Source organism: Caballeronia catudaia, from assembly GCF_001544755.2.
In the GTDB taxonomy this organism is placed as follows: Bacteria; Pseudomonadota; Gammaproteobacteria; order Burkholderiales; family Burkholderiaceae; genus Caballeronia; species Caballeronia catudaia.
The window spans coordinates 41,451-55,507 of record NZ_FCOF02000019.1; the positions used below are offsets into that span (position 1 = coordinate 41,451).

Sequence of the window (14,057 nt, forward strand, 5' to 3'; positions counted from 1 at the left end):
GGTCGGCTGGCGAAAAAGGAAAGCCGATCCTAGCCCGCGCGTCATACGGTGTCCATCAGGTTGATTAATTATCCAACCTGTTGGAATATGGCGCATATGGAAAAAACCTACGACGTACCCGCGCTGCGCCGCGCGAACGATATTCTCGAAGCGCTCGCCGCCGCCGCGAAACCGGTGCGCACGGCGACGCTCGCCGAACAGACGGACCTTTCCCGCAGCACGCTCTACCTGATGCTCGAAACGCTCGCGCGCCTGCAATGGATCGAAAAGCGCGACGATGGCTACGTGGTCGGCGTCGGCCTGTTCGAGCTCGGCAACGCGTATGTGCGCCACGACAAGCTGCAGGCCGCGTTCCGCGAGGGCGCGGGCGCGTTCATCAACAAGCACAACGAGGTCGTGCAGCTCGCGGTGCTCGACGGCGTGCAGGTGGTGTATGTGGCGCGCGAGGATGCGCATCGGCCGGTGCGCCTCGTGTCCGATCTCGGATCGCGTCTGCCCGCGCATTGCTGCGCGCTCGGCAAGGCGCTGCTCGCGGGATTGACCGATGAAGCCGTCATCGAGCGTCTTCCCGAGCGTCTCGAAGCGGTGACGCCGCGCACCATCACGCGGCGCGCGGCCCTGTTACGCGATCTCGCCGCGATCCGTTCGAGCGGCCTCGCGGTCGAGCGCGAGGAAGTGGCCGAAGGCCTCGCGTGCTTCGCAGCCTATGTCGGGATGACGCCGGCGGGCAAGCGCGTCGCGGTATCGACGAGCGTGCCGATCGGCCGGCTCGATCCGAAACGTGAGAAGCAGATTTCGATCGGCATCGTCCAGCTTGCGGCTCACTTGCGCGGCGCGCTCTGACGATGCGCCGCACGCAGGTTCGCCCGGCCTTGCGAGCCGGCGAAACGCGCCTCGATCGACGCCATCTCCGACTCCATCTCCTTTCCCGCGTGGAACGCCGCGGGCGCGTGCGCGGCGATCAGCACGTCGCAGCGCGCGTGCAGGCACACCACATCGCGCAGGCGCGCCTCGCCGTGCCGCCAGCCGGTGTCCGATTCGCCGCCGAGCACGATGAGATCCGCGCCCGCCCGCTTCGCCTCCTGCGCGATCAGCTCGCCGACGCTGACGCCGTCCAGCGGCTGCGCCACACTGCGCGCGACGCCGTCGACACCCGCGCTCTCGATCAGCCGCGCCGCGTAGCGTGTGACCGCGCGCGCGTGATCGTCGATGACGTCGAGCGTATCGTCCGGGTCGCTCTCCGCGGTGGCCACCGCCCACCAGGGCGTCTGATCGACGATATGCAGCGCAGTGAGCCGCGCATTGCAGTCGCGGGCGCGCGTGATGGCGGTGGTCAGGGCGCTTTCGCTGAGGCTCGTGCCCACGGCAACGAGAATGTGCTTGTACATGGTGCGTCTCCGGTATGAATCGATGAGACGCATGATCGCCGCGCAGACTTAGCGGCGAATGAGCGCGCGTCTGTATCTTTTACAAGAAAGCTTAAAAGCGCCTACGGAGACGACGCTAGCGGCGGCGTTTTTTCCAATCGTAATCGGCAGGTGGATCGGCGACGCCCGGCTTGCCGACCGAATGCGGGTTTTCACTGCATAACGTCACGAAACCGACATCTTCGCCATCGGACTGGCGGCGTCGGAGGTCTTCCGCGAAGCGCAGCGCGTCGGCGAGCGCGTTTGCATCGAATCGTCTGAAGCGCGCCGCGTCTTCGATATCAGGGTTGCCGCCGAGCCAATACACGACGAACATCGATTAGCCTCTGGTTTGGAGATGACGCACCATCGTCGTCGCTCGCGCCACGACGATGCAAAGCCTGCACGGCGTTCGTGCACGACGCGCCGGGACAGCCATCGGGTATTCCCCAAGTGTAACGTCGGCGGCCTGCGTGCCGCCCGCCGCGCGCACGGATACCCGCAAAGGAATGATCGTTGCTGTTATCTCTGTCCATTCCGAGGCCAATGACGATGCAACGCTACCAGCCTGTTCCTTCGCAAGCACTGTGGCAGATTCCATTACCGGCGACGCACCATGAAGAGCCGCGCGTGCTCATCGCCGATGACGACATGGAAGCGACACGCGCGATCTGCCTTGCATTCGAAGACGCCGATTTCACCGTGCGCGCGGTGCACACCGGGCTCGATGCGGTGTCGCTGGCGCGCAAGTGGCGGCCGGGCGTCGTGCTGCTCGATCTGATGATGCCGCTCGGCGACGGCTGGGAGGCCGCCGAAGCGATCCGCGCGATCGATCTCTCCATGCTGCTGATCGCACATACGAGCTGCACGGACCCGGGGGACCTGACGCGCGCGCAACGCACCGGCTTCAACGGCTACTTCGTCAAGCCGACGGGGATCGACGGCATGATCGCGGTGATCCGGGATTATTTCTCGATGCGCGAAGGCGATTACGCATCGGCGCGTTCGGGCTGAACGGCGTCGAACTCGATGCCAGGCTGAACGTGCTGTTTCAGCATGTTGTCCCAGTACTGGCAATAGCCGGCCCAGAACGGCATTTGCGAGTAGGCGGACGCGGCGGTCGGCAGCGGATCGGGCAGCATCCTGCTCAGACGCCGGATTTCCGCATGCTTCCATTGCAGCAGCGCCCGTCGATGTCCGCGCCGCGGCGGGCACATCTCGTCCATGCTCGCGACAGCGATCGAGAAGCCCTCGGCCGGCCGCGACGCCATCTTGGTCAACACCGCGGTTTGCGGGCGCGGCCCGCGCTCATGACAGATGATCGCGCCGATCTGCCCAAGGATGTACATCGCCCTGGCCATCGGCCGCTCGGAAGGGTGTTGCATGGCGCCTCTCGGATTATCGTTATGGGTCTTCGTGCGCGGGCGCTCGAAGTGGCCTCGGTCTTGTTATTGATACGTTGTAGCCTTCGGTATTTATAAGATACCGCATGGCGATTAATCCGAAATGCGCATCCACAAAAATATACAGTCGTGCGGAGCGTTTCCGCCGATGCAAAAAACAAAGCGCCCCTGCATTCGCATGCAGGGGCGCTTTCATTCGATGACGCGCGTGCAAATCAACGTTGCACGTAGTCAGCCGGTTGCTGCACGTCGCCGGTTTCCGGCTGCTCCTTGTGCCGATAATGCTCGGCCGCGGCATTCACGCCGCGCTCGTAATACGACTGCGCGGTGTGCTGCTCGAGCGCGTCGATGATCGGTAGCTGCTCTTCGGCGATCGAATACATGAGGCTCAGGATGTCTTGCTTCATCGCATGGGGGAAGGCCGAGAAGTGCTCGAAGCCGCCCGGCGCGGCGACCATGTTCACGAGCGACGAAAGCAGGCGCGCGCGGCTCTTGCAATGCTCGCTGATCGACGTGGAGTGAGAGATGACCGTATGGCCTTGGGCGTTGACCGTGATCTGGAGAGGTTTCATTTTGCGTCCGGGTTCGTCTGTGATGTCGACATTAAAGCCGAGCGCGCGTTTCAATTCCGTAAGACGCGTCTCAATCGGCCGTCATCGGCAGAAACGGATTGAATCGAAAGTTGAAACGTGAACTGTATAGGATGGCGAAGTAAATATTGCGGATCGAGTGCGACCGGTCGATCGCTTCGTCCGCGAGCGTGTTTTGCCGAATCGGTTTAAATTGAGCAACGATGCCATGCATGAGGGCATCGCAGTCTTCCAACGGTTTCAACTCACTTTCAGCGAGCCCGAATTTGTCCGTCCGACGACTCGCGACGCTATGGCGGCTTGGCCGGGCGTTCGTTCATGAAAGCCATCTGACCGATGACGGCGCCGCGATGACCCGCGTCGCGCGCTTCTTCGCGTCGCACGGCGGGCGCGCCGCGCCGCTCGCGGCAGGCGTGCCCGCGCTGTCGCAACTGTCGCGCGTGCTGGAGAACGCCTCGGGCGCGCTCGCGCGTCATCCCGCGCTCGCGGAAACGGCGGTGCGCGTCGCGCTGCACGAACTCGACGGGCTCTTCGTGCCTTACGATGCAGCGCGCTTTCGCGACGCCTGCGTGGCGGCATTTCCGCCCGCGCTTCGCTTCGAGCTCACGGACCTGAGCGACGTGCCGCTGCGCTCGGGCGTCGCCGAACAAACGCACAGGGCGCGCGTCGGCGATATTCCCGTGCGCGTCACGCTGTTGCGCGCGGACGCGCATGCCGACCTCGACGACGATCTCGATCTCGCGCTCGCCGCAGCGCGTTTCGCGGAACGGCGTTCGGCGAAGGCGCGCGAGCTGCATCCGGTCGAATGGGTGCGCCGCGCGCGCGAGAGCGTCGACGCAATGATCGACTTGCGCCAGCGCGCGGCCGATCAGAGCTATCTGCGCTTCCGTTTGCGCGACGACGATCGCCTCGCCGTGCCCGAAGTCCTCTGGGACTATTGCAACGATGCGGTGCTGACCACGCGCGCGATCGAAACGGCGTCGCTGACCGATGCCGACGCGCTCGCATCATGCGGGCTCGATCAGCCCGATGTCCTCGCGACCTTCATCGAAGCATTCTTCGAAATGGCGCTCGGCGTCGGGCTGTATCACGCGGGGCTGGATGCGGCGGGCGCGCGCGTGAGCATCGAGCGCGAGACGCGCGGTCAGATCGTCCTCGAAGCCGACAACCCGATGATGATCTTCGCGGCGCATGAAAAAGACTTCATCGTCGGCGTGTCGCATGCGCTCATGGAGGGCGATCACAAGGCGGCCGCGCGCGCGCATCTGGAGCACGGCCGGCCCGAGGCGAACGTGACGCATCATGAAGTGCGCGTCGAAGCGACGTATCGGCGTGAGGCGGAGCGCTTCGCGTCGGCGCACTCGAAGCGCGGGGTCGGCGTCGCGCAGTTGTTCGGCGCGATCGGCAAGGCGCCTGCCGAGCACATGTTCAGCGCGTCGCACGGGCGCATCGCGTCGCGCGCGGTGTTGCTGGCGAGAGCGGCGGAAAGGATCGAGCGCGTCGCACAGGAGATCGCGCCGGATGTCGATGTCTGGAAGATCGCGCGCAGGGTCATCGTGCGGCTCGCGGCGGACCAGTTCAGCTTGCGCAGCCTGGCCGCGCGCGTCGCGCACGAAGCGACACACTGGCCGCATACGTTGCCGCGACTGCCGAGGCTCATCGCGCATCGCGCGAATCGAAGCGCGAACACGGGCGGGTGAATTCCTGATGAAGTTTTCCTAGAATGCCGGTAGCAGTTCATTCCTCGACCTCGATACATCATCCGATCATTTCGGATTCCGATTCAATGTAGCCCGTGAGGTCGAATTCGAACCAGCGTGCTTGCAAGCATCGCTGTGCCGGCGATTTTCGCATCGGCACGCCAATCGGGGACCGGCGCATGATCGATCATCAACGCAATATGACGTCTCGTGCAGGCCGGCCCCTTGCTTTGCATCCATTGAGCGCGGTGGCGCTGATGACGTTTGCGTCGGTGGTGCAGGCGGTCACGGTGGTGAACTCGAGCTCGACGGGGCAGATTCTTTCCACCGATACGTCCTATGTGCTCGGCGCCGGAACGACGGTCACGACATCCGTGGGAGACGCCATCGCCGTACAAGGCATCGCACCTGTTTCGTTTCTGAATGCGGGGACCGTGATCAGCTCCACGGACAACTCGGCCGCCGCCATTCGCCTCGATGTCGACGGGAACCTGACCAATCAGGCCACGGGGCAGCTTCTCGGCAATGCGCGCGGCGTGTTCTTCAACGGCGGCGGAAGCGGAAACAGTCTCGTGAATCTCGGCGACATCAGCGTGCGGGTGAGCTGGGCCGTCTCGTTCGAAGGCGCCAGTGGAGGAACGGTCGACAATTTCGGCACCTTGAACAATGGCAGCGCGGGTGCGCTCAGCGCAACGGCTGGCGGCGTTCAGGTGCTCACGAGCGGCGACGTGACGATCAACAACCACGCAGGCGCGACGATCAGGACCGGCGGGGGCGACGCCAGTTTCGGCCGGGGCGTCGACATCGAACAGGGAACCGCCACGATCAACAACGATGGCACGATCAGCGCTTATCGATCCGGCGTGGAGAGCCACAGCACGTCCACGCAGAACGTCAACAACAGGAGCACGGGAATCATCGAGAGCGCGGCGGGCGCGGGCGTGGTTATCGCAGCCGGTTCCGCGACGATCCATAACGACGGCGTGATTTCCGGCGGCGGCATGGGCGTGCAGATCGGCAGCAGCACGGGCGCCAACATCACGAACTCCGCGACGGGAACCATTCGCGGAACGCAGGGCGCGGGCGTCCAGTTCAATCAGAACGGCACGCTCGTCAATCAAGGGCTGATCGAGAGCACGTCGGCGCCTGCGGTGGAACTCGCGGGCTCGAACAATGCCATCACGCTGGGCGCAGGATCGAGGCTCGACGGCGGCAACGACGTCGCGATCCACAGCGGCGGCGCCGGCAACACCGTCACGTTGACGGGCGCCGGCACGGAGAACGGCGGCTTCACGTCGACGGACGGCAACGGCTTCGCCGGACTGACCGCCGCGGCGGGCAGCAACTGGGCGCTGAACGGGCCGGTCGCGATGGGCGGTACATCGGTGCAGGCGCTGCATGTCATCGGCGGCCTGACGCTGGGTGGCGAAGTGCTCAACCACGGCAGCGGCATCGCCGTCGATGCGGGCGGAATCCTGGCCATCGGCGCTGGCGGCACGAGCGGCAGCGTGACGGGCAACATCGTCAACAATGGCGTGGTTCGCTTCAATCGCAGCGATAGTTCGACGTTCGGCGGCGTGCTGAGCGGTGCGGGCGCGCTGCAACAGGCGGGAAGCGGCGCGGTGCTTCTGACGGGCGCCGGTTCGAGTCAGGGCGCGGTCGACGTCAATGCGGGCACGCTCGTCCTGAATCAGACGGGCGCTTTCAACGCGGGAACCTATACGACCGGGAGCGGCGCGGTCACGACGATCGCGGCGAGCGCCAGCCTCGCGGTCGGCGCGGCCTTCACGCAGGCGCAAGGCTCGACCTTGACCGTGGCGATAGGCGGTGTCGAGCCGATCATCACCGCGGCGACCGCGAACGTGCTCGGCGCGCTCAACGTGAGCGGTTTCGGCGCATCGGCGCCAAACCGCGCAAGCGCGCTGACGAGCACGCAGTTCGACATCATCCACACGACGGGCGGCATCACCGGAAACTTCACCAGCGTGCAGTTCGGCGGAACGGCCGCACCGGTCGACTATCTGACGCTCGCCGGGGCGAAGAGCGCCGACAATCTGGACTACCACGTCGGCTTCGGCCTCACATGGCTCGCGGGCGCGACCAAGGGCAACGGCGTGTTCACGCTCGGCAACGCGACGGATACGTTCAACGTCGATGTGCCGCTCACGGACCAGACGCCCGTGCTCGCGACGGGCTGGGATGGCCGCACGCTCACCAAGAACGGCGCGGGCGTGCTGTTGCTGTCCAGCCCGAACCTCTACACCGGCGCGACCGCGATCAATGGCGGCATCGTGCGCATGAATCTCGCCGACGCGATCGCGGCCAGCGCCAATGTGAGCATCGCGAGCGGCGCCGTGCTCGACATGAACGGCTTTCCCCAGCGGCTCGACAACCTGAGTGGCGCGGGCGCGGTCGTGCTCGGCAATGCGACGCTCACCGCGCGCAACACGTCCGATACGGCTTTCAGCGGGACGATCGCCGGCGCGGGCGCATTCACCAAAACCGGCGGCGGCGCGCTGACGCTTTCCGGCGCGAACCTCTATACGGGCGGCACGTCGATCGAGGCCGGCACGCTCGTCGCGACCAATGGCAACGCGCTCGGCGCCGGCAGGGCCACCAACAACAGCAGCTTGCAGATCGACTTCGCATCCGACGCCACGCTCGCCAACACGCTGGCGGGGCCCGGCGCGCTGCGCAAGACGGGCGGCGGCGCCGCAGCGCTGAGCGGCATCGGTTCGACGCAAGGCTCGGTATCGGTCGAGGCGGGCGCGCTGCGTTTCCTGCAAGCCGGCGTGTTCAGCACCGCGGGCGATTACACGACGGCGCCCGGTGCATCGACGACGATGTCGGGCCAGAGCCAGCTCGCCGTTGGCAACGCCTTCGCGATGAACGGCACGTTGAACAGCGTCGCCGGCACGGCGGAGCCGGTCATCAGCGCGAACACGGCGACGATCGGTCCCGGCACGACGTTCAACGTCGCGGGATATCGAGCCGACGCGGCAGCGAGCGCGTCGCAACTCGCATCGCGCGCCTTCACCGAAATCCATGCGACGACACCCGCAGGACTGTCGGGAACGTTCGCGAACACGCGCATCGGCGGATCGGCGGCTCCCGTCGATTACCTGACGCTGACCTCGGCCTACACGCCGCAGGACTACGCCGTCGGAATCGGCTTGACGTGGTACGCGTCGCACGGCACGACACCGCGGACCGCGAATGGCGTGTTCACCATGACGGACGCCGCCGATTCCTTCGACATGGACGCCGTTCTCGCCGATCAGTCCGCGAATCCGGTGACGCGCTGGGACGGCAAGACGCTTACGAAGGCCGGCGCGGGCACGCTGCGCCTGTCGAAGGCGAACACGTATTCGGGCGCGACGCTCGTCAATGGCGGCACGCTACAAGCGGGCGCGAGCGACGTCATCGCGAACAGCGCCGGCGTGATCGTCGCCCCTGGCGCGACCTTCGACCTGAATGGCTTCGATCAGCATGCGAACAATGTCACGGGCGCGGGCAACGTGGCGCTCAACGGCGCATCGCTGTCGGCGAACTACACGGCCGACACCAGCTTCGATGGCGTCATCGGCGGCAACGGCAACCTGATCAAGACCGGCGCGAGCACGCTGACGCTGACCGGGAACAACACGTTCACCGGCACGACCACGATCGGCGCGGGCACGCTGCGACTCGGCGCGGGCGGGACGAGCGGCGGTGTGGCGGGCGATATCGTCGATAACGGCGTGCTCGTGTTCGATCGCAGCGACAATGTCACGTATGGCAAGACGATCAGCGGCACGGGCAATCTCGTGCAGCAAGGCAGCGGCAGCCTCGTGCTGCCGAACACGCAGACCTATGGCGGGACCACCGCGGTGAACGCAGGTTCGCTCGTGCTGGCGAACGGCGCGCGGCTCGCCAACACGACGCAGGTCACCATCGCGCCCGGGGCCACGTTCGGTGGCTACGGCGGGGTCGGCGGCACGGTCGTCAACGATGGCCTGCTGGCAGTCGCGGACGCCGCGCCCGGATTCGTCGACGGCCCGGCGGGACAGTTCGCGGTCGGCGGCGCCCTCGTGAATGGCGGCGAAATCCGCATGAGCAGCCCGACGCCCGCGAGCACGCTCGCCGTCGCCGGCAACTACACCGGCAACAACGGACTGCTGACGCTCAGCACGGTGTTGAACGGTGACGGCTCGGCCACCGATCGTCTCGTCGTGCACGGCGACACGGCGGGGCAGACGTCGGTGAAGGTCGTCAACGCGGGCGGTGCGGGCGCGGCGACGAACAACGGCATCCAGATCGTGCAGGTGGATGGCCAAAGCAACGGCGTGTTCACCTTGAACGGACGCGCGGTCGCGGGCCCGTACGAATATCAGCTCTTCAAAGGCGGCGTGAGTACGCCCGGCGATGGCGACTGGTATCTGCGATCGTCGTCGGATGCGCCATCGCCGCCGACGCCGCGCCCGGAACCCGGCGGCTATCTCGGCAATCAGGCCGCGGCGCGCAGCATGTTCGTCATGACCTTGCACGATCGCGCCGGCTTCCCCGATCCGTTCGCCGCGAGCGGAACAAGCGGCAACGAATCGACGGCGTGGGCGCGCGCGCAGGGCAGCCATACGGACACGAACGCGGCGGGCGGACGCATCGGCGAATCGGCCGATACGGCGATCGTGCAGGCCGGCATCGATCTGCTGCATCGCGTGGCGAACGGGCAGCGCTGGCAGGCGGGCGTGATGGCGGGCTACGGCTCGACCACCACGGACACGAGCGCGCAGAACAATCCGAACACGTCGCGCGGCAACGTGAACGGCACGAGCGCCGGCGCCTATGCGACCTGGCATCGCAATCCGAACGGACCGGACGGGCCGTATGTCGATACGTGGTTTCAATACGCGCACTTCGACAACAGCGTCAAAGGCGCCTTCCTGAATGGCGAAAGCTACGCGAGCCGCGTGTTCGCGGGATCGGTGGAGGGCGGATGGGCGATTCCTCTCGCGCTGACATCGACGGGACCGGTGATGATCGAGCCGCAAGCGCAACTCATCTACACGAATTACGGTGCGGACGATCATGTCGAAGGCAGCGGCACGGTGGTGCATGGCGACACCGTCAATGCGCTCACGACGCGCCTCGGCGTGCGTCTCTTTCACGCGCCCGCATCGGAGGCCGCGCCGGGGTGGCTGCCCTTCGTCGAGCTGAACTGGTGGCACGACACGAGCGGCAATTCGATCGCGTTCAACCAGATCGTGTTGTCGCAGGATGGGCCGAAGAATCGCATGGAAGTGAAGGTCGGCGCGCAAGGACAACTCGGGCGGCAGTGGCGCGTGTGGGGCAACCTCGGCTATCAACAGGGCGATGGCGGGTATCGCAGCTACCAGGGATTGCTCGGCGCCCGATACATCTGGTGACGATGCCCGCCTAGCGCGTGCCCGGGCTCATGCGCTGCGCAATCGCGCGGCACGCGTCCCTGAGTGGCGTGACATAGGTTTCGAGCGGCGTCGCGCTCTTTCTGAAGAGCGGAATGCTGACGCTGACACAACCGAGCGTGACGCCGTTCGCCCCGACGATCGCGCTGCCGTAGCAGAAAATCTGCGCCTCGTTCTCCTCGCGGTCTTCCGAATAGCCGCGCGCCTGCGTCACGTCGAGTTCGGCGTCGAGCGCGGCGCGGTCGACTACCGTGTTCGGCGTGAAGCGCTCGAACGCGATGCCTTGCAGAAGCGAGTCGCGCTCGGCCGGCGCGAGCGTCGACAGATAAGCCTTGCCGACCGAGCTCGAATACAGCGTGACGCGCGTGCCGATGCGCGACGCCATGCGCACCGCATGCGGGCTTTCGAGCTTCTCGATGTACACCATCTCCGACGCGCTGCGAACGGCGAGATGCACGGTTTCCTGCGTCGCGTCGCGCAGCGCCTGCAACGCGTCGGTGGCGGCGATGCGCAGGTCCGAGCGCTCCCAACTGCGGCTCGCGAGCGACATCAGCCGCGGCCCGAGCGCGTAACAGCCGCCGCGCGCGCTCTCGACGACCAGCCCTTCCGCGATCAGCGCGCCGACGATGCGGTACACCGTCGGGCGCGGATAGCCGCTCGCCGCCGTGAGACGCGCGATGGTCGGCGGCTCGCTGGCATCGGCGACGAGCTGCAGCACCGCCATGAACTTCGAGAAGGCGGCGGTGCCGGTGGCTTTGGCGGCGTCGGGAGACGAAGAATCGGTCAGCATGATGCTGCGAATCATGCCACCAAATAACCGCCATCGACAGGCACGATCGTGCCCGTCATGAACGACGCCGCCGGCGACGCGAGGAACGCCGTCACGCGCGCGACGTCTTCTGGCAGGCCCCAGCGCTTCATCGGCGTGCGATCGAGGATGGCTTGCGAGCGGCCGTCGTCCTCCTGCAGCGCTTGCGTCAGCGGCGTGGCGATCCAGCCAGGCGCGACCGCGTTCACGCGGATGCCATCGGCGGCGTAGGCGATCGCGAGCGACTTCGTCAGTTGCGCGACGCCGCCCTTGCTCGCGCTGTACGCGGGCACGAGGCCGCCGCCGAAGAACGTCAGCATCGACGCCGTGTTGACGATCGAACCTTGGGTCGCGGCGAGCAGCGGGCGAGCGGCGGCGCACATGCGCATCGTGCCGTTGAGATTCACGGCGATCACGCGCTCGAACGTTTCGATGTCGTGCTCGTCTCCGCGACGGATCATGCCCGCGCAGTTGACGAGCACGTCGAGCGTGTCGAGACGCTTCATCAACGCGTCGACGCTTTGTGAATCGGCGACGTCGAGATGAACCAGTTCGATGCCGTCGTCCAATGCTTCGCGTCGGGCATCGGTGGGCGCGAGGCCCGCCGCGATCACGCGCGCGCCGAGCGCCGCGAACTGCTGTGCGATGCCCGCGCCGATGCCCTGCGTGCCGCCCGTGACGACGACGGTCTTGCCCTTGAAAAGATCAGCTTGAAAGGTCATGACGATGTGAGTTATACGGCGGGAACGGGCTCGCTTTGCTGCGCGGCGTCCTCGATCGGCGAGCGCACGACGAACATGTAGACGAGCGCCGCGGCGAATGCGACGCCCGCGCTGATCAGGAATGCGTTCACGAACGAATGCGTCTTGTCGACGACGAGGCCGGTGATGAACGGCGCGAACGAGCCGCCGAAGTAGCCGCCGAAGTTCTGAATGCTGCCGAGCGACGCGACCATGTGGCGCGGCGCGGCAACCGACACGAGCGCCCATGCCGCGCCGCTCGCCATGTTGACGAAGAACATCGCGGCGGAGAGATACACGATCGCGAGCGTGAGGTTCGGCGTGAACGCGGCCGGCACGGTGAAGAGCGCGCCGCCGATGAGCCCCGAGCAGATCGGCCACTTGCGGCTGCGGATCGGGGCGACGCCGCGCGCCATCAGGCCATCGGCGATGAAGCCCGACGACAGCATGCCGAGCGTGCCCGCGAGATACGGAATCGTCACGACCCAGCCGGTTTTCGCGATCGTCAGATGGCGCTCGTGTTCGAGATACGCGGGCAGCCAGGTGAGATACAGCCACACCATGTAGATCACGCCCATGAAGCCGAAAATCATGCCCCACGTGGTCGCCTTCCCGAAGAGGCCACGCCATTCCGCGAACGTCATGTTGCGTTCCGTGCGCTGCGCCGGTTCGCCTTCGGTCAGATGCGCGAGCTCGTGCGGTTCGAGCTTCACGTCGCGGCGATTGCGATAGACGATGTACCAGCCGATCGACACCGCAATCCCGAGCGCGCCCATGATGACGAACATGTTGCGCCAGCCGAACGAGAGCAACAGCACGGTGAGAATCGGCGGCGCGAGGGCGGGGCCGATCGTCGACGACGTGACGAAAATGCCCGTCGGCTTGCCGCGTTCGCGTTGCGCGAACCATTCGGAAACGACTTTGGCGCCCGCCGGAAACTGCGGCGCCTCGCCGATGCCCAGCGCGATGCGCGCCGCGAGAAACTGATGCAGGTTCGTGACCAGCCCGCCGAACAACTGCGCGATAGACCACACGAACATACCGAGGCCGAGCATGACGCGCGCGCCGAAACGGTCGAGCATCGCGCCGACGGGCAATTGCGAGAACGCATAGGCGAACGAAAACGCGGAGAGCAGGAGGCCCATCTGCGAAGCGGACAGGCCGAGTTCCTGCGTGACGGAATGATTCGCGATCGACAGCGTGCTGCGATCGAGATAGTTCACGATGCCCGCGAGCATGAGAAACGTGATCGCGACGATCTGAATGCGCTTCAGGCGCGGTGATTTTTCCAGCATGTTTGTCTCCTCCGAATGCGCTTCTACGAGGCTTCGGCGTTGGATGGGTTTTGGTTGGCTGAGGTTGTTTTAGCGGATGAACTGATCGACGAAATCGGCGCCGAGTCCTACGGCTTCGTAGTGCTTGCGGCACATGTCGACCTTGGTGAACACGTCTTCGTAGCCGGTGTAGTTGCCGTACGGATCGCAATAGAACATCACGCCGTTCACCTGGAAGTACGTGATCATTTCTTCGACGTCCTCAGGCACGTAGAGCGTGTGCGTTTCGCCGGGCGGCTCGAAAACATAGCTGCCTTCGGTCGCTTCCCAGTCGTGCTCCAGATAGCGCCAGCGCCCCTTCAACACCATGCCGTGAACGGCTTGCGGATGGCGGTGGCGCGACAGCACGCCGGATTTGCGCACGCGTAACAGGTTCATCCAGTAGCCGGTCGACACGTTCAGGCACAGCGGACGGAACCAGACGTTTTCGGCTTGCGGGACCCACTCGCGCTCGTCGGTGGGAATCGCGCTGCCGACGACGATTTCCTTTTGAGCTTCCTTGGGGAAGGGAAGTTGATACGGCGTCATCGCGTCGGCCGTTGGCTTTGGCGCGGTCATCGCGTCTCCTTGTCCATATTATGGATGTTGAAATCAAATTATGGACAGATGGTGTTCCTCGTCAAAAGAATTGTCAAGATTCTTGAGCAGATGAT

General features: G+C 65.5%; 12 protein-coding genes. 4 read left to right on the forward strand and 8 right to left on the reverse strand.

Features of this window, described 5'->3' with window-relative positions; genetic code table 11:
• Positions 1–96 precede the first annotated feature (96 nt).
• Entirely contained in the window at positions 97–843 is a 747-nt protein-coding gene (locus tag AWB75_RS20490) for an IclR family transcriptional regulator (RefSeq protein WP_061125979.1), read from the forward strand.
• Here the strand turns inward: AWB75_RS20490 and AWB75_RS20495 are convergent.
• The gene (locus AWB75_RS20495; RefSeq protein ID WP_061125911.1) at positions 822–1,388 is read right to left on the reverse strand and encodes a universal stress protein; all 567 of its coding nucleotides are present in this window, start codon (positions 1,386–1,388) and stop codon (positions 822–824) included. The two genes, AWB75_RS20490 and AWB75_RS20495, sit on opposite strands and share 22 nt — an antisense overlap.
• Positions 1,389–1,503: 115 nt before the next feature.
• Positions 1,504–1,743 carry a hypothetical protein gene (locus tag AWB75_RS20500; RefSeq protein WP_061125912.1) on the reverse strand — a complete coding sequence of 80 codons (240 nt, stop codon included), beginning with the start codon at positions 1,741–1,743 and terminating at the stop codon, positions 1,504–1,506.
• Between the two features lie 209 nt (positions 1,744–1,952).
• Here AWB75_RS20500 and AWB75_RS20505 point away from each other — a divergent pair, with 209 nt between their 5' ends.
• A complete protein-coding gene (locus AWB75_RS20505; protein ID WP_235012178.1) occupies positions 1,953–2,420 on the forward strand; it encodes a response regulator in 468 nt (155 codons plus the stop codon).
• Here AWB75_RS20505 and AWB75_RS20510 read toward each other — a convergent pair.
• Positions 2,396–2,791, reverse strand: a complete 396-nt coding sequence (locus AWB75_RS20510; RefSeq protein ID WP_061125913.1) for a hypothetical protein — start codon at positions 2,789–2,791, stop codon at positions 2,396–2,398. The two genes, AWB75_RS20505 and AWB75_RS20510, sit on opposite strands and share 25 nt — an antisense overlap.
• A 233-nt stretch (positions 2,792–3,024) precedes the next feature.
• Entirely contained in the window at positions 3,025–3,381 is a 357-nt protein-coding gene (locus tag AWB75_RS20515) for a hypothetical protein (protein WP_061125981.1), read from the reverse strand.
• Between the two features lie 284 nt (positions 3,382–3,665).
• Between AWB75_RS20515 and AWB75_RS20525 the strand changes: the two genes are divergently transcribed.
• Together AWB75_RS20525 and AWB75_RS20530 are read left to right on the forward strand one after the other, a co-directional pair.
• Positions 3,666–5,099 carry an AarF/UbiB family protein gene (locus AWB75_RS20525; RefSeq protein ID WP_061125915.1) on the forward strand — a complete coding sequence of 478 codons (1,434 nt, stop codon included), beginning with the start codon at positions 3,666–3,668 and terminating at the stop codon, positions 5,097–5,099.
• 179 nt (positions 5,100–5,278) lie between these two features.
• Positions 5,279–10,504 carry an autotransporter outer membrane beta-barrel domain-containing protein gene (locus AWB75_RS20530; RefSeq protein ID WP_061125916.1) on the forward strand — a complete coding sequence of 1,742 codons (5,226 nt, stop codon included), beginning with the start codon at positions 5,279–5,281 and terminating at the stop codon, positions 10,502–10,504.
• Positions 10,505–10,514: 10 nt separating this feature from the next.
• Here the strand turns inward: AWB75_RS20530 and AWB75_RS20535 are convergent, their stop codons facing one another.
• The 4 genes from AWB75_RS20535 to AWB75_RS20550 form a co-directional block, all read right to left on the reverse strand.
• Positions 10,515–11,327, reverse strand: a complete 813-nt coding sequence (locus tag AWB75_RS20535; protein ID WP_087086706.1) for an IclR family transcriptional regulator — start codon at positions 11,325–11,327, stop codon at positions 10,515–10,517.
• The gene (locus AWB75_RS20540; protein ID WP_061125917.1) at positions 11,324–12,052 is read right to left on the reverse strand and encodes an SDR family NAD(P)-dependent oxidoreductase; all 729 of its coding nucleotides are present in this window, start codon (positions 12,050–12,052) and stop codon (positions 11,324–11,326) included. The genes AWB75_RS20535 and AWB75_RS20540 overlap by 4 nt, the downstream gene beginning before the upstream one ends.
• Positions 12,053–12,063: 11 nt before the next feature.
• The gene (locus AWB75_RS20545) at positions 12,064–13,365 is read right to left on the reverse strand and encodes an MFS transporter (RefSeq protein ID WP_061125918.1); all 1,302 of its coding nucleotides are present in this window, start codon (positions 13,363–13,365) and stop codon (positions 12,064–12,066) included.
• Between the two features lie 69 nt (positions 13,366–13,434).
• Positions 13,435–13,962, reverse strand: coding sequence for a 2,4'-dihydroxyacetophenone dioxygenase family protein (locus AWB75_RS20550; protein WP_061125919.1), 528 nt, complete (start codon positions 13,960–13,962; stop codon positions 13,435–13,437).
• Between the last annotated feature and the right edge of the window lie 95 nt (positions 13,963–14,057).